Below are 22,044 nucleotides of genomic sequence, written 5' to 3' on the forward strand. Positions count from 1 at the left end.
GGGGCTCACTTCCCGAAGGTCTTGGCGCCGATGACGCGCTGGCCGATCAGGGTCGCGGTCGGGCGATAGGTATTGAAGGCCATGCGCAGGGTGGCATTGACCGTCGGCGCGATATCCTCGGGGCTGTCGGCCCGCTTCACCAGGGTGCCCATGGCCTCCAGCACCGTCTGGGTCGCATTGCCCATCGGCACCTGGAAGGGGTTGAACTCGCCGTAGTCGCCCCGCATCGTCACGATCATCGGCAGCGGCGTCCGGTGGGCGATGGCGACCGAGAGCATGTTGATGCAATTGCCGACGCCGCTGGACTGCATCAGCAGCACGCCCTTCTCCCCGCCCAGCCAGGCGCCGAAGAGCATGCCGATGCCCTCTTCCTCGGTGGTGAGGGTCACGACCTTGATGTCGTTGTCGGCGAGGCAGCGCTTGATGAGCCGGGAATGCCCGGCATCAGGCACCAGCGCGACCTGGCGGATGCCGTGGTCCTTCAGCAGGCCATAGATCTGGTCGGGCCAGTCTTCGGCAGAGGTATCCGGTTGCATGCGTTTCCTCGATTGGGGTTGGCCGCACCATCCCGCGCCGCCGCCGCGCTGGCAAGACCGGGCCCGGCCGGGCTAGAGGAAACCATCAGGAGAGCAATTATGGGCTTCGCGCAGACGGTGGGCGGCACCCGCTACACATTCCCCGATCTCCGCACCCTGCTGGCCCGCGCCACGCCGCTGCGCTCGGGCGACGTGCTGGCCGGCTTGGCGGCTGAGACCGCGGCCGAGCGCGTGGCCGCCCAACGGGCCCTGGCCGACCTGCCGCTGCGACATTTCCTGGATGAGGCGGTAGTGCCCTACGAGGCGGATGAGGTCACCCGGCTGATCCTCGATGGTCATGATGCGGCCGGCTTCGCCCCGATCGCCCATCTGACGGTGGGCGGCTTTCGCGACTGGCTGCTGGCAGCCGAGCCGGCAGCCCTGGCGGCGCTCCGTCCCGCGCTGACGCCGGAGATGGCGGCCGGCGTGTCCAAGATCATGCGGCTGCAGGACCTGGTCGCCGTTGCCGCCAAATGCCGGGTGACGACCGCCTTCCGCAACACGCTCGGGCTGCCCGGCCGGCTCTCGATCCGCCTGCAGCCGAACGACCCGGTGGACGACCCGCGCGGCGTGGCGGCGGCAATCCTCGATGGGCTGCTGCTGGGGGCGGGGGATGCGGTCATCGGGGTCAATCCGGCGACCGATAACCTCGAGACCACGATCCGCGTGCTGGAGCTGCTGGATGCGGTGCGGGACCGCTATGCCATCCCGACGCAGAGCTGCGTCCTCGCCCATGTCACCACCAGCCTGCTGGCGATCGAGCGCGGCGCCCCGGTCGACCTGGTCTTCCAGTCGATCGGCGGGACCGAGGCGGTAAACCGCAGCTTCGGCGTCTCCCTCTCCCTGCTGGCGGAAGCCCACCAAGCGGCGCTATCGCTGCGGCGTGGCAGCGTCGGCAGCAACTGCATGTATTTCGAGACCGGCCAGGGCAGCGCCCTCTCGGCCGAGGCGCATCACGGCGTCGACCAGCAGACTGTCGAGGCCCGCGCCTATGCCGTGGCCCGCGCCTTCGACCCGCTGCTGGTCAATACCGTGGTCGGCTTCATCGGTCCTGAATATCTCTTTGACGGCAAGCAGATCACCCGGGCGGGGCTTGAGGACCACTTCTGCGGCAAGCTGCTCGGCCTGCCGATGGGGGTCGACGTCTGCTACACCAACCATGCCGAGGCCGATCAGGACGACATGGATGCGCTGCTGACCCTGCTCGGCGTCGCCGGCGTCACCTACATCATGGGTGTGCCCGGGGCGGATGACGTGATGCTGGCCTACCAGTCCACCTCCTTCCACGATGGGCTTTATGTGCGGGAGGCGCTGGGCAAGCGCCCGGCTCCAGAATTCGAGGCCTGGATGACGCGCATGGGGATCGAGGCCGCCAGCGGGGCCGGGCTGCTGCCGGGCGGTATGGCGCCGGCCCTGGTCGGATTGGCATGACCGAGCCGGTTGCCTGGACCGACCTTCGCCGCTTCACCAGTGCGCGGGTGGCGCTCGGCCGCGCCGGGCATGGCCTGCCGACCGCGGCGCATCTCGATTTCCAGGAGGCCCATGCGCGGGCCCGGGACGCGGTGCATTCCACCCTCGACGCCCCGGCGCTGGAAGCCGCCATCGCGCCTGAACCGCTGCTGCGGGTCGCCAGCCAGGCCAGGGATCGCCGCAGCTACCTGCTGCGCCCCGACTTCGGCCGGCGGCTGCGGGAGGCGGATCGCGCCGGCCTGCCGGCCGCGCCGGGCAGCTTCCTCTTCGTCGTCGCCGACGGGCTTTGTGCCACCGGGGTGCAGGTGCAGGCTCCGCGGCTGATCGCGGCCGCCGTGCCGCTGCTGCGCCGGGCCGGGCTGGCGATCGCCCCCATCGTGCTGGCCAGCCAGGCACGCGTGGCGCTGGGCGATGAGATTGGCGAGGCGATGGGCGTCGCGATGGTCGCGGTGCTGATCGGCGAAAGGCCGGGCCTGAGCGCGACCGATAGCCTCGGCCTCTACCTCACCCTCGCGCCCCGGCGCGGGCGGACCGATGCCGAGCGCAACTGCATCTCCAATATCCGCCCCGGCGGGCTCGATGCGGCGGCGGCGGCGGAGAAGCTGCTCTGGCTTACCGGGGCGGCGCTGCAACTGGGGGCGACCGGCGTGGCATTGAAGGACGAACAGCCGGCCACGCCGTTGCTGTCGCCATGAAGATACCCGTCACGCCGCGCATCGCCCTCGACGAGGAGGAGCTGAGCGAGGATTTCATCCGTTCCTCCGGCCCCGGTGGGCAGAACGTGAACAAGGTGGAGACCGCAGTCCAGCTGCGGTTCAATGCCCGGCTCTCGCCCAACCTTCCGGACGCGGTGCGGCACCGGCTGGAGAAGCTGGCCGGGCATCGGCTGACGCAGGATGGGGTCATCATCATCACCGCCCAGCGTCACCGCACGCGGGAACGCAACCGGGAGGATGCGCTGGAACGGCTGCTCGAGCTGATCCGCGAAGCCGCCATCCCGCCGCCGCCGCCGCGCCGGCCGACCAAGCCGACGCTCGGGTCCAAGCTGCGCCGGCTGGAGGGCAAGGGCCGGCGGGCCGATGTGAAGAAGGGCCGGGGCCGCCAGGATCGGGATTGAGGGCGGGGATTAAGTCAGCAGCTGCCCGCCATCGACAATCACGGTCTGCCCGGTGACCCAGCCGGCCAGCGGGCTGGCCAGGAACAGCGCCACATTCGCCACTTCCTCCGGCGTGCCGAGCCGGCCGAAGGGGATGCTTTCCAGGATGCGGCCATAGAGTGCCGGGTCGGAAGCTTTCCGCGCCTCCCAGGAGCCACCGGGGAATTCGATCGAGCCGGGCGCCACCGCATTCACCCGGATGCCCTTCGCTGCATACATCGCCGCCTGGGACTGGGTGTAGTTGATCAGCAGCGCCTTCACCGCGGCATAGGCCGGCGTCCGCAGGGAGGGCCGGTAGCCCGAGATGGAGGAGACGTTGATGATGCTGCCGCCGGTTCCGCCCGGCCCCGCCTCGAGGAAGGGCAGGGCGGCGTGGGTGGCGCGTACGGTTGCCATCACATCGACCGAAAGACCCTTCTCCCAGCCCTCCTCGGTATCCGGCGCGCCGAAGCCACTGGCGTTGTTCACGAGAATGTCAACGCCACCGAGCGCTGCCGCGGCGGCGGAGACGTAAGCCTTTACCGCCGGCCCATCGCCCAAGTCGCATGAAGAGGAATGGGTTTTACCGCCGAATGTGGCGAGTTCGGCCTCGGTGGCGGCCAGTGGCCCAGTGCTGCGGGCGCAGATGGAAACCGCCGCCCCGGCTTGGGCGAAGCCCAGAGCGATGGATCGTCCAATGCCGCGGCTGCCGCCGCATACGATCACGCGCCTGCCCTTGAAGTCGAACATGCCGAAGCTCCCGCCCTTGTTTTCGTCGGCAGGCTGACGGAGCGGTCCAGCCAGGGCAAGGCCCCCGCCAGACCCGGCTGAAAATCGTTTTTATTTCGTCATGAAATCGCGTATTGCGGGAATGACTCTGCGGGCTGCTACCAGCAATAGGTTGTTAGGCGATGCCACGAATGCGAGATTGTTCCGTATCAGTGATGCATCTCGCTTATCGCGCATGACAGCGGCCAGGAAATGGGAACTCAGCATGGTTTGGTCGCGGTCGCATGCGCGGCACCATTTGGCCGCTGTCTTGTGCTGGGCGGGCATGTTCCTCGTCCCCGCTGCGGCGACCAGCCTGGATGACCTCGGTTTCCCCCAAGGCTTCACCCTGCGCGGGCCAGCCGGTGCCGCGGAAGCCTTCTTTCCGCTGCCGCAGCGCTCCGGCCGCACCGACCTGCAGCTCGAGGTCACCGCCTCGCCGATGCTGGATGAGCTTTCCTCGGTCACCATCTACGCGGATGAGACACCGCTCGGCACCGTGCAGGTCAACCAGGGCCAGGTACGGGAACGCATCCCCATTCCGCCCCGCTTCCTGAACAACGACTTCCTCCGCATCCGCTTCCAGGGCGACCAGGCGCTGCGTCGCGGCGTCGAATGCTTCGACAACGACACGCCGGCGGTCTGGAGCCGGATCGAGCCGACGACCCAGCTCGTCGCGGCGGAGGAGGGCAACCCAGGCCTCGGCGTCATCTGGCGGATGCTCTCGGGCGATGTCGGCATCTCCCTGCCGGTCAACATCACCACCAACGACCTCGAGGCCGCGGTCTCCGTCGCCATGGCGCTCACCGCCCGCGGCGCCCGCCCGGTGATGCTGCCGCCGAACGACCCGAATGCGCATATCCGCATCGGCCCGGCGACCTCCCTCGGGCTCGAGCCACGCACCGCCGGCGGCCAGCGCATCATCATCTCCGATAGCGCTTCCGCCGCCGCCCTCATCGCCATGGGGCCGGCGCTGCGGGTCTTCAACACCACCGCCGCCAGCGGCCAGGCCCTGCCGCGGCCGGACCTGACCAAGGCGGATGCCGTCTCCTTCAACGAACTCGACATCCCGCGCCAGGCGATCGACGTCTATGGCAGCGCGGCGCTGACCTTCGAGCTGCCGCTGAACCGCCTGCCGCCAGGCCGCCGCCCCTATGCGCTCAGCCTCAATGGCAAGGGCGCCACGGTGCCGCAGGGCGAGAGCATGGTGGTCGCGGTCTATGCCGGCCGCCGGCTGGTCTGGTCGGAGACCTATCGCGGCCAGCTCGACCTGAACGAGGTCCGCATCAACCTGCCGCCGGACCTGATCCGGCACCGCATGGCCGTCACCCTGCGGCTCATGCGGATCGGCATCCGCCGCAGCTGCACCTATTCGGATGCCTTGTCCTTCCAGCTGGCCGGCAGCAGCAAGCTGCTGCTGCAGGATGGCTTCGTCTCCCCCGGTGAGTTCGGCGGCCTGTCCTTCCCGGATACCGCGGCGGCGCTGATCCGCCTCGGCACCTCCCAGGCAACCGCGGCGGCCGCCATCCCGTTGCTGGCCCGGCTGCTGAGCGATGCCGGTGCCCGGCCGGAGCTGGTCGAGGTCGCCACCAGCGGCCAGTTGAACCGCCCCTTCATCGCCCTCAGCGAGACCTTGCCGCCCGACCTCAGCGGCGCCGGGCTGCTGCGGCCGGACCGCGGCCGCGTCATCCTCGAGATGCCGCGGGCCGGGATGAAGGTGGAGCTCGGCAACGTCGGCGGCATCACCGTCGTGCAGCTGGCCAATGCAAGCAATGTCCCCGGCCTTTGGATCAGCCCCGGCACGCCGGCCAGCATGGTCATACCGCCGCGGGCGACGCTGACCACCGGCACCGTCGCGGTCTATGACGGCCGCGGCCTGCCCTCCGCCTTCGATACCCGCAGCCCGGAGGTCCTGGTGACCGAGCTGGTGGCGCCCAGCCAGACCTCCCTGCTGGACCGCTGGCGGACCGAGCTGTTCATCGCGATCTGGGTGCTGCTGACCGCCGCCGTCATCGGTGGCGTCATCCGCTACCGCCGCCGCCGTGCCGGCTGACCTGCCAACCGATGGCCGAGCCCCATCCCCCGCGCGACGCCGAGACCATCGCCTGGCTGCTCGCGGAGGGGCGGCTGGAGCATAAGCAGCTCGCCAAGGCGCGCGAGCAGGCGCGCGGCTGGAATACCGGCACCGGCGCGGCGCTGATGGCCGAGGGCAGCATCAGCCATCGGGACTGGGCCGCGGGCATCGCCGGCGGCTCCGGCCTGCCATTGGCGGACCTGCTGCAGGAACCGCCGGAGGAGGCGCTGCTCGACCCCGATGACCGCCCCGACTACCTCGAACTCGGCGTGCTGCCCTGGCGGGAGGAGATGGGCCCCGAGGGCCAGATCCGGCTCATCCTGGCGGCCGAGGCGCCGGATTGCCCGGCCGTCGCCGCCTGGGCAGCCGGCCGCTTCCCCGGCATCGTCCTCGGCTGGGCCGCGACGACCAAGTTCGACATCCTCTGGGCGATGCAGCAGGCCTTCGACGACATCGCCGACCATGAGGCGCGCGAGGCGCTGTTCATCGCCTCTCCGCATCTCTCGGCCAAGCATACCGTCACCCGGCCGCAGGTCGTCAGCGTCGCCATCGGGCTCGGCATCCTGCTGCTCGGACTGGCCACCGCGCCGATGCCGACGGTCATCGTCCTCTCCGGCTTCGTCACCGTCTTCTACATGCTGAGCTTCGGCTTCCGCTTCCTGCTCACCTGGGTCGGTGCCCACAACGACGTCGATATCTCGGTGACGGCCGAGGAAGTCACCGACCTCAGCGATGATGAGCTGCCGGTCTATACCGTGCTGGTGCCGATGTACCGGGAGGCGGAGGTACTGCCGATCCTGGTACATTCCATCCGTCGCATGGACTATCCCCGCGCCAAGCTCGACGTGAAGCTGGTGCTGGAGACGGACGACAAGGAGACGATCGAGGCGGCCAAGGCGCTGCGGGCCGAGGGGATCTTCGAGATCATCCGCGTCCCCACCAGCCATCCGAAGACCAAGCCCAAGGCCTGCAACTACGCGCTGCGCTTCGCCCGTGGCGAATACTGCGTGGTCTTCGACGCCGAGGACATGCCGGAGCCCGACCAACTCAAGAAGGCGGTCGCGCTGTTCAAGCGATCGGCCGACAACGTCGCCTGCATCCAGGCACGCCTGAACTACTTCAACCGGCGGGAAAACTTCCTGACCCGGATGTTCACCCTCGAATACAGCAATTGGTTCGACTACCTGTTGCCCGGCCTGCATGTGCTGAAGGTGCCGATCCCGCTCGGCGGCACTTCCAATCACTTCCGCACCAGCATCCTGCGCGACCTCGGTGCCTGGGACCCCTACAACGTGACGGAGGATGCCGATCTCGGCGTGCGGCTGACCCAGGCGGGGTATGAGGTGGCGGTGGTGAATTCCACCACCTTCGAGGAAGCCAATGGCGTCCTCCGCAGCTGGATCAACCAGCGCAGCCGCTGGATCAAGGGCTACATGCAGACCTGGCTGGTGCATATGCGCCACCCGATGCGGCTGTACCGGCGCCTGGGCTTCGTCGGCTTCTGGGGCTTCCAGTTCTTCATCGGTTTTCCCGTGCTGACCTCGCTGGTCAATCCGCTGCTCTGGTCCACCACCCTGATCGCCGTGGTGGCCGGGGCGGATGTGGTGAACAAGGTCTTCCCGCCGCCCATCATCTACTTCGCCATGTTCAACCTGGTGGTCGGCAATGCCATGTACGTCTACCTGACCATGGTGGCGGCGGCGAAGCGGGGCTGGTTCCAGCTGATGCCCTGGGCGCTGCTGGCGCCGGTCTATTGGGTGCTGCATTCGGTCGCCGCCTACAAGGCGATCTGGCAACTGATCGTCGCGCCGCATTACTGGGAGAAGACCCAGCACGGCACCTCCTCCGCCACCCAGCAGACCCTGGCGGCGATCGCCGAACCCCATGCCGCGGTGCCGGCCGAATGAGTGGCGCCGCCGGCTTCGCCCCGGTCATCGCGGCCGCGCCGGCTTCCCGGCAGCGGCCGCGCTTCCGCCGCACTTCGGCGCTGCTCATCGGCTATCTCGCCTTCCTCTGGTTTGCTCTGGTCGCCGACTGCATCCTCGGATCGGGCCAGCTCGACGAGGTGTTGGCGCAGATCTGGCGGGTCAGCGACGACCCGGCGGCCTTGGCCGGGCAGTGGATCGCCGCCTCGCTGCTCGGCATCATCCGGATGGTGCCCAATGCCGGGCCGCAGACCCTGGTGCTGACCACGACGCTCGGCGCCGGCGGGCTGATCGGGATGCTCTTCCTGCGCCTTCGCCGCTTTGGCTGGGGCTTTGCCGAGGCATTGGCCGCCGTCGCCATGCTGGCGCTGCACCCGGCGATGCTGATGCTGGCGACCACCGGCCAGACCCAGCTGCTCTCCGTCATGGTGATCGGCATCGTCATCCTCTGCCTCGACCGCGCGGCCTCGGTCGGCGATGCGCAGTCGCTCATGGCGCTTGGGCTGATGCTGGCGGTGCTGATGCTTACCGCGCCGGATGCGCTCTACGTCGTCCTGCCGATCGCCGCCATCCTGCCTTTCTGCCTGCGCGGAGTGCAGGATCTCGGCTCGGCCGCGGCGCTGTATCTCATCACGCTTTTCCCATCGGCCGTCGCGGTTGGTGGCATCCTGCTCGGCTCGGCCACGATGGGGGAAGCGCCGGCCTATGCCCTGCGCCGCTGGCTGGCGCCGATGCATGGGGCGCTGGAAGCCGCGGGCTCCGTCTGGCTCAACCAGCGCGGCGGCGACTTCTTCGCGCCGCTGCTGGAACTGCTGCCCCTGTTCCTGCTCGCCATGCCGCCGGCGCTGCTGGCGCTCCTGGCGCTGGTATTGCGGCCGGAGGAACGGCGGCGGCCGGTCGCGGCCTTCCTCGCATTGCTCGGCGGCCCGCTGTCGGGGGCGGGGGCGACGCTGTTCTGGCATGCCTCCGGCCCGCTGCCGGCCATTGCCGTGGGGATGGCCGCTGTGCTGGCCTGGACCGTGAGCCGCAACGGCACCCGGCTCGAGCGCCAGGCCTGGCTGGCTGCCATGGCGCTGGGCCTGGGGTTGAGCTGGCGCAGCGGCTGGATCTGGGATGGCGCCGACATGGCCGCCTGGCGCTCGGCCCTGCCGTTGTAAGCCGGGCCTGAGCCATGACGGCGGAAGATCTCATCGCCTTCTGGTCCAGGTTCGGCGAGCCCTCGAAAGAATAGGAACTGCGGCCCCTGCGCGATGCCGCTGCCTCGGCCGAAGCCCTACCGCCGGTCGATATCCTCCGCACCGGCCGTCATGCCACGGCTTCCAGGTCGCGCAGCGATTGGATCAGGGAGGTCTGCAACAGGTGCTCGCGGTGCTTCACCGGATCCTGCGCCACCGACCGCAGGCTGTCGTGATAGGCGGACCGCGCCGCCGGGTCCCGCTGGCTCAGCATCTGCCGGTTCCGCATCGCCTGCGCCTGCACCACATCCAGCGCCACCTTGCGCCGCTGCCGCTCGTACCGCCCCAGCAGCGCCATCGGCTCCCCGCGCCAGACCGCGGCGAGCTTGTCCGCCAGGTTGATGGCGTCGTGGATGCCGCCATTCATGCCCATGCCGCCCAGCGGATTGTTCACATGCGCCGCGTCGCCGACCAGCACCACGCGCCCGGCGACATAGCGCTGCGCCACCCGCTCATGCACCCGGTAGGCGGTGCGGTGCCGCAGCTCATAGGCAGTGCCGGTCGGCAGCACGCGCTGCATGCGTTCCTGCAGGCGGCTCTCGGATATCATCCGCTCCTCCGGCTCGGCCGGGTTGGTCGGCAGCAGCAGCCGCCACAGCAACCGTGTCCGCACCAGCACGAACCATTCCTCGGGGTCCGAGACATAGGCGACATTGGCCAGCTGCGGGATCGCCGCGTGGAAGGCGAAGGGTGTCGAGAGGGTCAGGTAGGTTTCCGGGACAGTCATCTCCTCGAAGCCGATGCCGGCCGCCTTGCGCACCGCGCTGCGGGCACCGTCGGCACCGATGAGGAAGGCGCCCGTCAGCCTCTCCGTGCTGCCATCGGTGCGAGAGACGGTCAGGTGTACCGTATCGGCATCCTGCCACAGGTCGGTGGCCCGGGCGTCATAGATGAATTCCACGTCTCCTCGCGCCGCCAGCCGGTCCCGCAGCAGCCGGGTCAGCCGCCATTGCTCGCACTGCAGCCGGTAGGGATGCCGCGTGTCGTCCTTCAGCAGGCCGAGGTCGAAACAGGCCACCGGGCCGGAGGCGCGATCGCGGAATTCCCAGGTCGGGCAGACCATGCCCATCGCCAGCATGGGCTGCACCACGCCGAAGCGGTCCAGCATGTCCAGCGTCGGCGGATGGAAGGTGGAAGCCCGCAGGTCGTCCGGCAGTTCCTGCTCCGCTTCGACGATGGTGACGGGGATGCCTTCCTCGGCCAGCGCCGCGGCTGCCACCAGCCCAACCGGTCCCGCCCCCGCCACCAGGATGCGACGCGCCTTCATCCGTATTCCCTTTGATCCAATCGGCCGGCCGCCATCCAGGCCCAGGCGCCCAGCGCAAGGCCGAGCATACCCCAGGTTGCATTGTAGTTCGCCACCGCAACGGTGCCCAGGGCCACCGCGGCGACCCTGATGCCGAAGGGCGCACCGAACAGTGACCAGATGCCTAACCCCAGCGCGGAGGCACCCCAAAGCTGCCAATGCTGCAGCCAGAGCAGCGCATCGCGCGGCAGGCAGGCCAGCCGTGGCATCGCCACCGCGCAGGCGGCGGCCCAGTCCCGCGGCTCCACATAGGCGGCGCGATAGGCAAGGATCCCGCCCAGCGCCGCCGCCACCGCCAGCAGGCCGTATCCGTCACGTTTCGTCATGGGGAGAATGGATGCCATGCCTTGATGGCGGCGCCGCGGCGGGCATTTGTTGAAGCCATGATGACCCTTCCCTGGCGGCCCCGGCCGCCGCGTATTGCCCTGGTCCGCCTGCAAGGCCCCATTTCCGCCCGGCCCGGCTTCGGCGGAGGTATCAGCCTCGCCACTGCGGCGCCGGTGTTGGACCGCGCCTTCGGCCTGAAGCACCTGGCCGCCGTCTTCCTGGTGATCAACTCGCCCGGTGGCTCCCCGGTGCAGTCCAGCCTCGTCGCCGCCCATATCCGCCGCTTGGCGGAGGCGAAGAAGCTTCCCGTCATCGCCTGCGTCGAGGATGCCGCGGCCTCCGGCGGCTATTGGATCGCCTGCGCGGCGGATGAGATCGTCGCCGACCCGGCCTCGATCCTCGGCTCCATCGGCGTGGTCGCCGCGAGTTTCGGCTTCGAGGGCGCGCTGCAGCGGCTGGGGGTCGAGCGGCGCATGCATACGGCCGGGACGGAGAAGAGCTTCCTCGATCCCTTCCGGCCGGAGGCGCCCGAGGATGTCGCGCGGCTCGGGGTGCTGCTGGAGGATCTGCACGGCGAATTCCGCAACTGGGTGCTGTCCCGCCGGGCGGATAGGCTAAAGGCGCCGCCGGAGGCGCTGTTCACCGGTCGCTTCTGGCCGGGCCGCAAGGCGGTGGAGCTGGGGCTGGCGGATCGCCTGGGGGACGCCGCCAGCGAGGCGAAGCGGCGTTTCGGCGATACGGCGAAGCTCATCCCCATCGGTGGCCGGAAGCCGGGCCTGCTGCGCCGGCTGTTACCGGGACTGGAGGTGGAGGCGGTGATCGCGGCGCTGGAGGAGAGGGCGGCCTGGGGGCGCCTGGGGCTTTAGGCATGCCGTTCCGGGAGCATCGCGTCAATTGAAGTGCTGTCCGCGACCCGCTGGTCGACTAGGCTTTGGGGTCACCTTGTCGTATCAGGCGCGATCGGCATCCTCATCCCCCACCTGGCGGACCGGCGGTGCGGCAGACTTCGACAGGGGGCATTGGCCAAGGCCTAGCCTGTTGTTTTCCTGCATGATTCATGGCCTTCGGTGATTTCGCCGCAACGGCATCCGCACTAAACTGGCGCCCAAGCCTGGGGCCGTGGGTGCGACCCGCGGGTGGCGCATGGTCGAGGGGGCAGGGGCATGGCGGGCATCAAGCGGCTGGCGGAGGAAGGGCGGCTCTCGGGCGCCGTGGTGCATGGCGGGCTGGTCTATCTTGCCGGGCAGGTCGCCGATGATCCCAGCCTGGATACCGAGGGTCAGACCGCCGACGTTCTGGCGCAGATCGATGCCTTGTTAGCCGAGGCCGGCACCAGCAAGTCCGGACTGCTGAGCGTGACCATCGTGCTGGCGGACATCAAGGATGCACCGGCGATGAACCTGGCCTGGGACCGGTGGCTGGACCCGAGGGCGAAGCCGGCGCGGATGACCATCCAGGCGCCGCTGGTGGATCCGTCCTGGCGGGTGGAGATTACGGGTATCGCCGCCCTGCCAGATACCGGGACGGCGTGACGCCCGCGGCGCGGCCACGCCGGCGGCGGACGCCGCGGGGCTTCGTCTCGGCGCTGGGCATGTCCCTGGTGCTGATGCTGCTGGTGGCAGGCGGGATCGCCGACCGGGGCGGGGCTTTCCCACTGGTGGTGCTCGGGGGCTCGGCCATGGCGGTCGGCGCCTTGTACCTGCTGTTCCCGCATGGGCCGGCCTTCTCGCTCGGCACGACCAACGGGCTGGCGATGTATGCCTGCCTTTATGTGGTGCTGGGGAGGGCCGGCTTTCCGGAGGCGACGGCCTGGGCACGGGCGCTGGGCTTCCTGCTGCCGGTCGCCACCTTTGTCCTCGCCTGCTGGGTGCGGCGCCGCGACCTCAGCGCCTGGGCGCAGGAGGAAGAAGCGGCCGACTTGGCACATCTGCCGCGCTTCGCCCGGTGGCTGGGGCTGATCGGCGTGGTGGGCGTGGTCTCGCTCGCCTTCCCGGTCAACCGGCTGGACGAGATGGGCCAGGGGCTGGCGCTGCTGCTGGCGATGGGGGTGATCGCCCTGGTCAGCGCCGTCGCGGTGGGCGACGTGGTGCGGCTGCTGGTGGATATCGCGGTGATCTTCCGCGCGGTGACCCGGCGGCTGGCCCGGCTGGCGGTGCCGATTGCGGCCTATTCCAGCCTCTGGGCCTTGCTGACGGTGGTTTTCGGCTGCCTGTACCGGATCGCCGATGGGCTGTCCTCGGCCCCGCTTTTCACCAGCACGCATGGGCCGATCCGGGTGGATTTCTCGGATGCGCTGCATTTCAGCGTGGTGACGCTCTCGACGGTGGGCTATGGCGATATCCTGCCCTCCGATGACGGCATCCGGCTCTTGGCCAGCATCCAGATGCTTCTGGCGCAATTGCTGCTGCTGTTCGGCTTCCTCGAGATCATGCGCGGCAGCCGGGCGGGATTGCCGGACCAGACGGCCGCGGATAGTCACGCTTCCGCCGCCTCTCGAATACCTCATTCCCCCATTGATGCAATGACAGGGCATGCTGCGGCCGTGGCGGAACCGCGCCGCGCGGGTGCCGGGGAATAGGCGCGCTTCCGCCTTATTCACTTGCGAAGCCTAGAATATCGCCGCGGCCGGTGCCGCGGCAGGGAAGGACGGGGATCGATGACCGACGCGGAAAGGGCCGCCTTCTGGCGTGGCAAGCGCGTGCTGGTAACAGGCGGCGCCGGCTTCCTCGGCAGCGCGCTGTGTCATGCGCTGGCGGGGCTGGGGGCGCGCGTCACCGCGCTGGATGCGATGTTCGAGGATGGCGGTGCCAATATCGCCAATCTTGAAGGCGCCTCGGTGCTGCTGGTGCGCGGCGATATCCGGGACGTGGAGCTGCACACGCTCTGCCAGGGCGTCGACGTGCTGTTCAACATGGCGGCGCAGACCAGCCACATGGGCGGCCAGAAGGACCCGGTGGCGGATATCGCCATCAACGCCGTCTCCCAGGTGCGGCTGATCCAGGTGATGCGGGAGGCGGCGCCGAAGGCGACGGTCGTGCACGCCTCGACCCGGCAGTTCTACGGCCGGCCGACCTATTTGCCGGTCGACGAATTGCATCCCGTCAATCCGCCGGATGCCAATGGCGTCTCCAAATGGGCCGGGGAACAGTATTGGCTGCTGGAGCAGAGGGTGCTGCATCGTCCCGTTGTTTCCCTCCGGCTGACCAATTGCTACGGCCCGCGCCTGCGGATCCGCGATGCCCGGCAAACCTTCCTCGGCATCTGGATCCGCCAGTGCCTGAGGGGGGAGGGCTTCGAGGTCTGGGGCGGCGAGCAGTTGCGCGATATGACCTATGTGGACGACGTGGTGCAGGCCTTCCTGCTTTCGGCCGAATACGCGCCGCGGCCGGAGGTGGCGGGCAAGGTCTTCAACCTCGGTGGCTCGCCGCCGGCGAGCCTGCTGGAACTGGCGGACCGCCTCATCTCAGCCAATGGCGGGCATGGTCATTACGATATAAAATCATTCCCTGCTGACCGGGCGCCGATCGATATCGGCAGCTACCACGCGGATGACCGGGCATTCCGGGCGGCGACGGGGTGGGAGCCCCGGATCGGCCTGGACGAAGGTCTGGCGCGGTCGCTGGAATGGTATCGCGGCCGGCTGGCGGATTACACCTGAGGCCGGTGCCGGCCCCGGCGGAACACGGAGGCCATGCAGGATCGGGTAATACCTCCCTGATCTTTGGCCTCTCCGAAGCGAATCGAGACACGGTCCAAGGGACACCGTTATGAACGCCACCCATACCATCATCGCCCAGGCCGATCCCGGGGCTGGCTACCGGGCGCAGAAGGAGGAGATCGATGCCGCGGTGGCCCGCGCGCTCAACTCCGGCTGGTACATCCTCGGCAAGGAAGGCGAGGCCTTCGAGCAGGAATTCGCCCAGTGGCTCGGCACCACCCGTGCTGTCGGCTGCGCCAATGGCACCGATGCGCTGGCGCTGATCCTGCGCGGCCTCGGCATCGGCGAGGGCTGCACCGTCGCCACCGTCTCCCATACCGCGGTTGCCACGGTGGCGGCGATCGAGATGGCCGGGGCAACGCCGCTGCTGCTCGACATCGACCCGGATACCTACAACATGGACCCGGATGAGCTGACCGCGGTGCTGGAGGATCCGCCGCCGGGCCTGCCGCCGATCCGCGCTGCGATCGCGGTGCATATCTACGGTCAGGCCTGCGACCTGGACCCGATGCTGGCGGCCTGCCAGCAGGCCGGCGTGGCGCTGATCGAGGATTGCGCCCAGGCGCATGGGGCGATGCTTGGCGGCCGCAAGGTCGGCACCATGGGAACGGCAGCCGCCTTTTCCCTGTACCCCACCAAGAACCTCGGCGCGCTGGGCGACGGCGGCGTGCTGGCGACGGATGACTTCGAACTGGCCGACCGCATCGGCGCCATCCGGCAATACGGCTGGCGGGAGCGCTATGTCTCCTCGATGGTCGGCGTGAACAGCCGGCTGGACGAGATCCAGGCGGCAATCTTGCGGGTGAAGCTGCCGATGCTGGATGCCGGCAATGCGCGGCGGCGGGAGATTGCCGCCGCCTATGACGCGGCGCTGGCCGGTGGGCCGCTGGCGCCGCCGGTGCGGCGGGCGGATGCCGAGCATGTCTTCCACCAGTATGTCCTGCGGACCGGGGCGCGGGCCGAAATGCAGGCCCGGCTGCGCGCCGATGGCGTCGGCACGGGCATCCATTATCCGGTGCCGGTGCATCTGCAATCCGCGTACCAGGGCCGCACGGCCTTGGGCCCGGCCGGCTGCGCCGAGACGGCGCGGGCGGCGGAGGAAGTGGTGAGCCTGCCTATGTATCCCGAGTTGACGGATGAGCAGGTGGAGCGGATCTGCGGAGCGTTGCGGAATCTGGCCGAATGACCCTGCTTCGCCGTATATAGAATACCGACGCATCATGCGGTGCCGTCCAGCCGTCTGCGGGTATTCCGCAACGAGTTCCGGGCGGCTTGGGACGAGGACGCAAGATGGGTCTCCGGGCGAAATTCAATTTGGCCGTGGTGGTGGTCTTTCTGTTGGGCTTCGCCGGCGCCTGGCTTTTTCTTGAGCAGCGCTTCCTCGAGACCGCCCGGTCGGAAGTGCTGCAGAACGCCCGCATCATGCTGAGCGCAGCCAATGCGGTGCGGGGCTATACCGCGCGGGAGGTCGGCCCGCTGATCTCTGCCGCGGCGCAGGGGACGACGCGGTTCGAGCCGACCACCGTCCCCTCCTATGCGGCGCAGACCAATTTCCGCGCGGTACAGGCGGAGTACCGCGACTACACCTACAAGGAAGCCGCGCTCAACCCGACCAACCCGACCGACCGCGCGACCGACTGGGAAACCGATTTCATCAGCACCTTCCGCAACCGGCCGGAGCTGGGCGAGCTGATCGGCGAGCGGCAGACGCCGACCGGGCAGACGCTGACCCTCGCGCGGCCGATCACCATCGCGGATGCGAATTGCCTGGCCTGCCACAGCACGCCGGAGCGCGCCCCGGCCGCCATGGTGCGCACCTATGGCACGGCCAATGGCTTCGGCTGGCAGCACAAGGAAACCGTGGGGGCGCAGCTCGTCTCGGTGCCGATGGCCCTGGCGATCGGCCATGCCCAGGCCAACCTGCGGGCGACCATGGTGATCCTGTTCGGCATCTTCCTGGGCATCATGCTGGTCCTGAACCTGCTGCTGCACCTGCTGGTGATCCGGCCCGTGGTGCGGCTTTCGGGCCTGGCGACCGCGGTCAGCCTCGGCCAGCCGGTGGCGGAGGAATTCGCCCGCGGCGGGAATGACGAGATCGGCCGGTTGGCGGCCGCCTTCGGCCGGATGCGGCACAGCCTCGACAATGCGATGAAGATGCTGGAGGGCTGAGTCCATGGCGGCGCTGCCGGCCGCGATCGGCCGCTACCTGCCCCAGGGGGTGCTTGGGACCGGCGCCATGGGCGTGGTCTACCGCGCGCATGACCCGCTGCTGGACCGTCCGGTCGCGGTCAAGGTGATGCGGACCGCCGGGCTGGAGGAGGAACTGCGGGCGGAATACCTCTCGCGCTTCCGGGTGGAGGCGCGGGCCGCCGGCCGTTGCTACCACCCGGCGATCGTCCTGGTGCACGACTTCGGTGAGGAGGTCGAGGGCCCCTACCTGGTGATGGAACTGGTGGAGGGGCCGACCCTGGCGGCGCTGCTGCGGCGTGGCCCCGATCAGGTCCGGCCCTGGGATGCCGCCACGCTGGCGGGGTTGCTGCCTTCGGTGCTGGACGGGTTGGCCAGCGCACATGGCTTCGGCATCGTCCACCGCGACATCAAGCCGTCCAACCTGATGGTGGCGCAGGGCTCGGACCAGGCGAAGATCGCCGATTTCGGCGTCGCCAGGCTGCCGCTCGGCACCCTGACCGCGGTCGGCGGCATGGTTGGCACGCCGAGCTACATGGCGCCGGAGCAGGCACTGGGGGAGGTGGTGGACCATCGCGCCGACCTCTTCGGCACGGCGGCCATTCTCCATGAGATCCTGCTGGGGCGGCCGCCCTTCGCCGGCAACGGGCTGGCCGATACCCTGCGCCGGCTCTGCGGCCCGGAGCCGGCCGAACTCGGAACGCTGGACGGCTCGCCGCTGCAGGCGGTGCTGCGCCGCGGGCTAGCCAAGGACCCGGCGGCACGCTTTGCCGATGCGGCGGAATTCGCCTCGGCGCTGAGAGCTGCGCTCGCGGCCCCGGCCGCCATTCCGCCGCCGGCCGAGGAGGGTGCAACGGTGGTTATGCCGGCGGCCGCCATGGCGGCGGCGTCGGATGCGCAATTCCTCAACCGCCTGACCGAGGATCTGCGGGCGACCCTGGGCCCGGTCGCTGTCACCCTGGTGCGCCGCACCGCCGCGGCGCTGGGCCCGGGAGCCGGGGATGCGCTGGTGCGGCAACTGGCCCAAGCATTGGAACACCCGGACGACCGCCGCGCCTTCCTCCGCCGGCATCGGCTGGAGCCGACGGTGGCGACGGTATCCAGCCCAACCTTCGGTAGCCCAACCTTCAGTAGCCCAGCCTCTGGAAGCTCGGCCGTGCCCGCCCCTGAGGCTGGCTGGCCCGCCCCGGCGCTGGCGGCGGCGGAGGCGGCGCTAGCCTTCCACACCGGGCCGATCGCCCGGGTGATGGTGCGGCGTGCCGCCGCCGAGGCGCGCAGCGTGGATGCCTTGATCACCCGGCTGGAGTCGCAGCTGCCCGAACCCGGTAGCGCCCCGGGGTTCCGCCGCAAGCTGAAGGCTGCGCTGGACGCGCTGCCCTGCCCACGCGGCTGAGGCCAGCGGGACGATACGGCACTGGTCGCTGCCATGGCCGCTTGAACCGTGTCCTTGAGAAAGCTGGCGGCATGGACCGCCTCATTGGATTGGAATATGGCGTGCAGGGCGTTGCGGTGACTGCCGCGGCGCAATCCGCACCGGCGAGAGCGGCGAAATACTGGCGCTTCCGGCCTTCGCAGGTGCAACATCGGCGCATGCCCGATATCACCCCCGATCCGCTTCAAGAACTCCTTGCCCGTCTTCGGGACGCTCGCGCCGCCGCGGCGCAGGACCCCTTCGGCGATCCGGTGCTGCTCATTGCCCTGGCGATCAGCCGCAGGATGGATGACGGGCTGCTGGATCTGGAAGGATTGGCCGGGCTGGTCCAGCGGCTGGCGGATGCGGCGGCCGGGGACCGGGCGAAGCGGATCGGCGCCTATGTCGGGCTGGAGGGCGGCGTGCCTGATATCGCCGCGCTGGCGGCCCGGCTGGTACGGCCGGACCCCGAGGATAGCCCGATCCCCTTCGCGCAGTACCGGTCGCTGCTGGAGACGCCGCGCTTCGCCGCGGTCTTCACCGCGCATCCGACCTTCTCCCTGCCGCCGGAGACCGGGGCGGCGCTGGCGGCGGCGGCGAGCGGCGCGGCGTTTCCCGCCGGGCTGGGGCACCGGCCAAGCGCGCCGACCCTGGGCGAGGAATTCCGCCAGGCGGCGGCGGCAATCCAACGCGGCCGCGATGCGATCGACGGGCTGACCGAGGCGCTGCTGCGGGCGGCCCAGGCGGTCTGGCCGGACCGCTGGACATTGCTGGTACCGCGTCCCGTGCTGCTGGCCACCTGGGTGGGCTACGACACCGATGGGAGGACCGATATCGGCTGGTGGGACACGCTGCGGCTGCGGCTGACCATGAAGCGGCTGCAGCTCGAACGCCTGGCGGCGCAATTCGGCGCGCTGGGCGAGTGTGCCGAGCCGCTGGCGGCACGGGTGGCGGAAGCGCTGGCGGCAACCGAGGCGCAGATCGCCGCGGTGCCGGAAAAGCCGGAGCCGCTGGAAGTGCAGGCCCTCGCCAAGGCGCTGATCGAAGGGCGCGAGGCGGCGATGGTGGGGGTGGCGCCATTGCTGGCACTGTTCCCGGCGGCCTTGGCGGCGGCACCGGATGAGGCGAGCCGGATGGGTCTTGCGGTGGCCCGGGCCGGGCTGGCGGCGCATGGGTTGGCGCTGGCGCATACTCATATGCGGCTGAACGCCGCGCAACTCCATAATGCGGTGCGGCAGCGGCTGGGACTGGAAGTGAGCGCCGAGGACATGGCGCAGCGGCGCGGCCTGCTGGTGGCGATCAACGAGGCGCTGGCCGAGGTCGTGGCGCTGCCGGTCGATTTCGGCGCGCTGATCGCGGAGCAGGCTTCCGCCGCGCGGCTGATGCTGATCTGCGCCCAGATTGCCAAGCATGTGGATGGCAGCGCGCCGATCCGCTTCCTCATCGCCGAGACGGAGACCGGCTATACCTTGTTGGCGGCGCTGTGGCTGGCCAAGCGCCTGGGGGCCGATCGCGCCATCGAGATCTCCCCGCTGTTCGAGACGGCGGAGGCGCTGGACCGCGGCGAGCGGGTGCTGGAGGAGGCGCTGCGCAGCCCGCACTACCGCGACTACTTGCGCGCCCATGGCCGCATCTGCCTGCAGTTCGGCTATTCCGACAGCGGCCGCTACGTCGGCCAGCTCGCCGGCAGCTACCTGGCGGAACGGCTGAAGCTGCGGCTGGTGGAACTGCTGCGGCGGCACAAGCTGGACGGCATCGAGGTGGTGCTCTTCGATACCCATGGCGAGAGCGTCGGCCGCGGCGGGCATCCGGATAGCCTGGCGGATCGCTTCGCCTACCTGTCACCGCCGCAGGCGCGGATGGCGCTCGACCGGGCCGGGCTGAAGCTGCGGGAGGAAACGGCCTTCCAGGGTGGCGACGGCTACCTGCTGTTCGGCACCCCGGCGCTGGCGGCGGCAACCATCGCCGGCATCGCCAAGCACGCCTTCGCCCCGGCCAAGGACGTGCACGACCCGGTCTATGCGGAGGCCGATTACGTCGCGGATTTCTTCGCAACCGTCAGGCGGGAGATGCAGGCATTGGTGGCCGACCCCGGCTATGCCGCGCTGCTCGGCGCCTTCGGGCCAGGGCTGCTGGACCGTACCGGGTCCCGCCCGGCGGTGCGGCAGGCGGATGGCATGGGCGGGCCGGTGCGAATCAGCCATCCCGGGCAGCTTCGGGCAATCCCGAACAACGCCATCCTCCAGCAACTCGGTTGGATGGCGAATTCGCTGCATGGGTTGGGTGCGGCGGCCACGGCCAATCCGGATGCCTTCCAGGAGCTGCGGGCCAAGTCGCCGCGCTTTGCCCGGGCGCTGGCCATGGCGGCGCGGGCAGCGGCCTGTTCCGATATCGGCGTGCTACGTGCAGTGGTGGATACGCTGGACCCGGGGCCCTGGCTGGACCGCGCCGGCTTCACCCGCCGCCCCGGGCGGCGGGAGGAATTGCTCGGCGTGGCCACGGCGGTGGAAGGGCTCGACCTCGATGCGCCGGTGCGGAAGCTGTTCCGCCGCTTGCAGGCGGATCATCTGGCGCTGCGCCATGCCTGGCCGGACCTGCCGGTGATGCAGGACCGGCTAGTACTGCTGCATGCGCTGCGGCTGGCGCTGATCCATCGGATCTGGCTGCTGGCGGTCACGCTGCCGGAGTTCTCGCCGCGGCATGGGGCGACGCGGGAGTCGCTCGTCTCGCGCATCCTGCAACTGGATGTGGAGCCGGCGCTGAAGCTGTTGGAGGAAGTCTTTCCAGCGGCCCCCGGTGCGGTCGTAGGCCTCGACTTCGGGGAGCCGGCGCCGCCGCGCGAGGGGCTCAGCTATGCGGCGGAACATGCGGCGATCTTCGGGCCGATGGCGACGCTGTTCTCGCTGGTGCGGGGATGCGGCGCGGCGATCACCCATGAGGTGGGGGCCTTCGGTTAAGGCTGGGCCAGGGGAGGCGGTTCGTCCTCTGGAGGGATATCGGACCTCGCCAACTCCTGACCGGCTGCGGCGTTTTAACCCGACAATGGCAGGAGACGGGACTTGGAACGCATGAAGCCCATGGCACCGATGAAACCGCTCGACTTCGGACCGGCCTGGTGGCCCAAGGAGTTGGGGCAGCCGGCCAGCAGTGGCGGGCAGAACGAGATCGGTTATGCCTTCTTCCCGGAGCAACGGCGTTTGGCGATCCGTCGTGGCCAGACGGTGACGGTGCATGACAGCGGCGACCACCAGATCGGTGGTGTCCAGGCCCAGGGAGGGAGCCTGCGCTTCACCAGTCAATCAGGTGAGGTGCGGGTGGAGGAATTGCCGCAGGTCGGGTGAAGCCCGGCTGGGGTGACCGCCCCGCCTATCTGGGGCTGTTCGTACTGCTCTCCCTGGGCTGAAGCCCGTTGAGCCCCTGCTTGCCGGTGGTGCTGGCAGCCCAGGGGGACTCGGCATCGTGGTGCGCCTGCTGGTGATGCGGGCCACGGGATGGCTGGCGGATCGTTGGCAGGCACCGCGGCAGGTGCTGGCAGGGGCTGCCTTGTGCGCGCTGGGCCATGGCTCGGCGGTGGGTTTCCTGCCGCTCCTGCTGGCCGGTACGCATGCTGCATGCCCTCGCCACCGGGCCCTTGGGACCCTTGCCGGATGCATTGGTGGTCAGGGCTGCCGGATTACGGCGTGGTGCGTGAGGCCGGGGCGGCGGCCTTCATCCTGGCAAATGGCGTGGCGGGCTGGGCGGCTGGGATGGCGGGGTCGCCTTTCGCGCTGCTCGGGATGCATGCGGAGCTGTTCGGCCTGGCGGCGCTGCTGCTGGCTGCGGGGCGCTCTATGCCGCCTAGGGCGGTAGCGGGTTTTGGCTGATGGCGGCAGCCAGCGGCTTGGCGGCGCCACTGGCACTCGGGCTGGAAAGG

20 protein-coding genes are annotated in these 22,044 nt (G+C 69.6%); 16 read left to right on the top strand and 4 right to left on the bottom strand.

Annotated features, from left to right (window positions below):
* Window positions 1-5 precede the first annotated feature (5 nt).
* Window positions 6-536: a thiamine pyrophosphate-binding protein gene (locus tag AC0IW9_RS10925; protein ID WP_290318216.1), complete on the bottom strand. Its 531-nt coding sequence runs from the start codon at window positions 534-536 to the stop codon at window positions 6-8.
* Window positions 537-635: 99 nt separating this feature from the next.
* Here AC0IW9_RS10925 and AC0IW9_RS10930 point away from each other — a divergent pair, with 99 nt between their 5' ends.
* The 3 genes from AC0IW9_RS10930 to arfB are packed head-to-tail and all read left to right on the top strand — an operon-like array spanning window position 636 to window position 3,162.
* Entirely contained in the window at window positions 636-2,006 is a 1,371-nt protein-coding gene (locus tag AC0IW9_RS10930) for an ethanolamine ammonia-lyase subunit EutB (RefSeq protein ID WP_471648266.1), read from the top strand.
* Entirely contained in the window at window positions 2,003-2,740 is a 738-nt protein-coding gene (eutC, locus tag AC0IW9_RS10935; protein WP_471648267.1) for an ethanolamine ammonia-lyase subunit EutC, read from the top strand. The genes AC0IW9_RS10930 and eutC overlap by 4 nt, the downstream gene beginning before the upstream one ends.
* Window positions 2,737-3,162 (top strand): alternative ribosome rescue aminoacyl-tRNA hydrolase ArfB, encoded by a 426-nt coding sequence (gene arfB / locus AC0IW9_RS10940; RefSeq protein ID WP_471648268.1) that lies wholly within the window; start codon window positions 2,737-2,739, stop codon window positions 3,160-3,162. The genes eutC and arfB overlap by 4 nt, the downstream gene beginning before the upstream one ends.
* 9 nt (window positions 3,163-3,171) lie before the next feature.
* On the opposite strand, the gene AC0IW9_RS10945 is transcribed toward arfB, so the two are convergent.
* Window positions 3,172-3,930: an SDR family NAD(P)-dependent oxidoreductase gene (locus AC0IW9_RS10945; protein ID WP_471648269.1), complete on the bottom strand. Its 759-nt coding sequence runs from the start codon at window positions 3,928-3,930 to the stop codon at window positions 3,172-3,174.
* A gap of 304 nt (window positions 3,931-4,234) precedes the next feature.
* Between AC0IW9_RS10945 and AC0IW9_RS10950 the strand changes: the two genes are divergently transcribed.
* From AC0IW9_RS10950 to AC0IW9_RS10960, 3 genes are read left to right on the top strand one after another with little or no spacing between them, the layout of a single operon-like run.
* Window positions 4,235-6,001, top strand: coding sequence for a cellulose biosynthesis cyclic di-GMP-binding regulatory protein BcsB (locus tag AC0IW9_RS10950; RefSeq protein WP_471648270.1), 1,767 nt, complete (start codon window positions 4,235-4,237; stop codon window positions 5,999-6,001).
* Between the two features lie 11 nt (window positions 6,002-6,012).
* Complete coding sequence (locus AC0IW9_RS10955) at window positions 6,013-7,929, top strand: glycosyltransferase (RefSeq protein WP_471648271.1); 1,917 nt, start codon at window positions 6,013-6,015, stop codon at window positions 7,927-7,929.
* A complete protein-coding gene (locus AC0IW9_RS10960; protein WP_471648272.1) occupies window positions 7,926-9,104 on the top strand; it encodes a hypothetical protein in 1,179 nt (392 codons plus the stop codon). Before AC0IW9_RS10955 ends, AC0IW9_RS10960 begins: the two co-directional genes overlap by 4 nt.
* Window positions 9,105-9,252: 148 nt before the next feature.
* On the opposite strand, the gene AC0IW9_RS10965 is transcribed toward AC0IW9_RS10960, so the two are convergent.
* Window positions 9,253-10,449, bottom strand: coding sequence for an FAD-dependent oxidoreductase (locus AC0IW9_RS10965; RefSeq protein WP_471648273.1), 1,197 nt, complete (start codon window positions 10,447-10,449; stop codon window positions 9,253-9,255).
* Window positions 10,446-10,814, bottom strand: a complete 369-nt coding sequence (locus tag AC0IW9_RS10970) for a hypothetical protein (RefSeq protein WP_471648274.1) — start codon at window positions 10,812-10,814, stop codon at window positions 10,446-10,448. Before AC0IW9_RS10970 ends, AC0IW9_RS10965 begins: the two co-directional genes overlap by 4 nt.
* Window positions 10,815-10,871: 57 nt before the next feature.
* On the opposite strand from AC0IW9_RS10970, the gene AC0IW9_RS10975 reads away from it, so the two are divergent.
* The 10 genes from AC0IW9_RS10975 (at window position 10,872) to AC0IW9_RS11020 (ending at window position 21,994) form a co-directional block, all read left to right on the top strand.
* Window positions 10,872-11,681: a S49 family peptidase gene (locus tag AC0IW9_RS10975; RefSeq protein WP_471648275.1), complete on the top strand. Its 810-nt coding sequence runs from the start codon at window positions 10,872-10,874 to the stop codon at window positions 11,679-11,681.
* Window positions 11,682-11,978: 297 nt separating this feature from the next.
* Window positions 11,979-12,347, top strand: a complete 369-nt coding sequence (locus tag AC0IW9_RS10980) for a RidA family protein (RefSeq protein ID WP_471648276.1) — start codon at window positions 11,979-11,981, stop codon at window positions 12,345-12,347.
* The gene (locus AC0IW9_RS10985; protein ID WP_471648277.1) at window positions 12,344-13,393 is read left to right on the top strand and encodes a potassium channel family protein; all 1,050 of its coding nucleotides are present in this window, start codon (window positions 12,344-12,346) and stop codon (window positions 13,391-13,393) included. Before AC0IW9_RS10980 ends, AC0IW9_RS10985 begins: the two co-directional genes overlap by 4 nt.
* A gap of 78 nt (window positions 13,394-13,471) precedes the next feature.
* Entirely contained in the window at window positions 13,472-14,473 is a 1,002-nt protein-coding gene (locus AC0IW9_RS10990; protein WP_471648278.1) for an NAD-dependent epimerase/dehydratase family protein, read from the top strand.
* 109 nt (window positions 14,474-14,582) lie between these two features.
* Complete coding sequence (locus AC0IW9_RS10995; protein WP_471648279.1) at window positions 14,583-15,719, top strand: DegT/DnrJ/EryC1/StrS family aminotransferase; 1,137 nt, start codon at window positions 14,583-14,585, stop codon at window positions 15,717-15,719.
* A gap of 104 nt (window positions 15,720-15,823) precedes the next feature.
* Window positions 15,824-16,702, top strand: coding sequence for a c-type heme family protein (locus AC0IW9_RS11000; RefSeq protein WP_471648280.1), 879 nt, complete (start codon window positions 15,824-15,826; stop codon window positions 16,700-16,702).
* 4 nt (window positions 16,703-16,706) lie between these two features.
* Window positions 16,707-18,113 (top strand): serine/threonine-protein kinase, encoded by a 1,407-nt coding sequence (locus AC0IW9_RS11005; RefSeq protein WP_471648281.1) that lies wholly within the window; start codon window positions 16,707-16,709, stop codon window positions 18,111-18,113.
* Window positions 18,114-18,310: 197 nt separating this feature from the next.
* A complete protein-coding gene (locus AC0IW9_RS11010) occupies window positions 18,311-21,088 on the top strand; it encodes a phosphoenolpyruvate carboxylase (protein WP_471648282.1) in 2,778 nt (925 codons plus the stop codon).
* 111 nt (window positions 21,089-21,199) lie between these two features.
* A complete protein-coding gene (locus AC0IW9_RS11015) occupies window positions 21,200-21,472 on the top strand; it encodes a hypothetical protein (protein ID WP_471648327.1) in 273 nt (90 codons plus the stop codon).
* Between the two features lie 306 nt (window positions 21,473-21,778).
* Complete coding sequence (locus AC0IW9_RS11020; RefSeq protein WP_471648283.1) at window positions 21,779-21,994, top strand: hypothetical protein; 216 nt, start codon at window positions 21,779-21,781, stop codon at window positions 21,992-21,994.
* Window positions 21,995-22,044: the final 50 nt, after the last annotated feature.

This window comes from Belnapia sp. AC561, assembly GCF_979252845.1.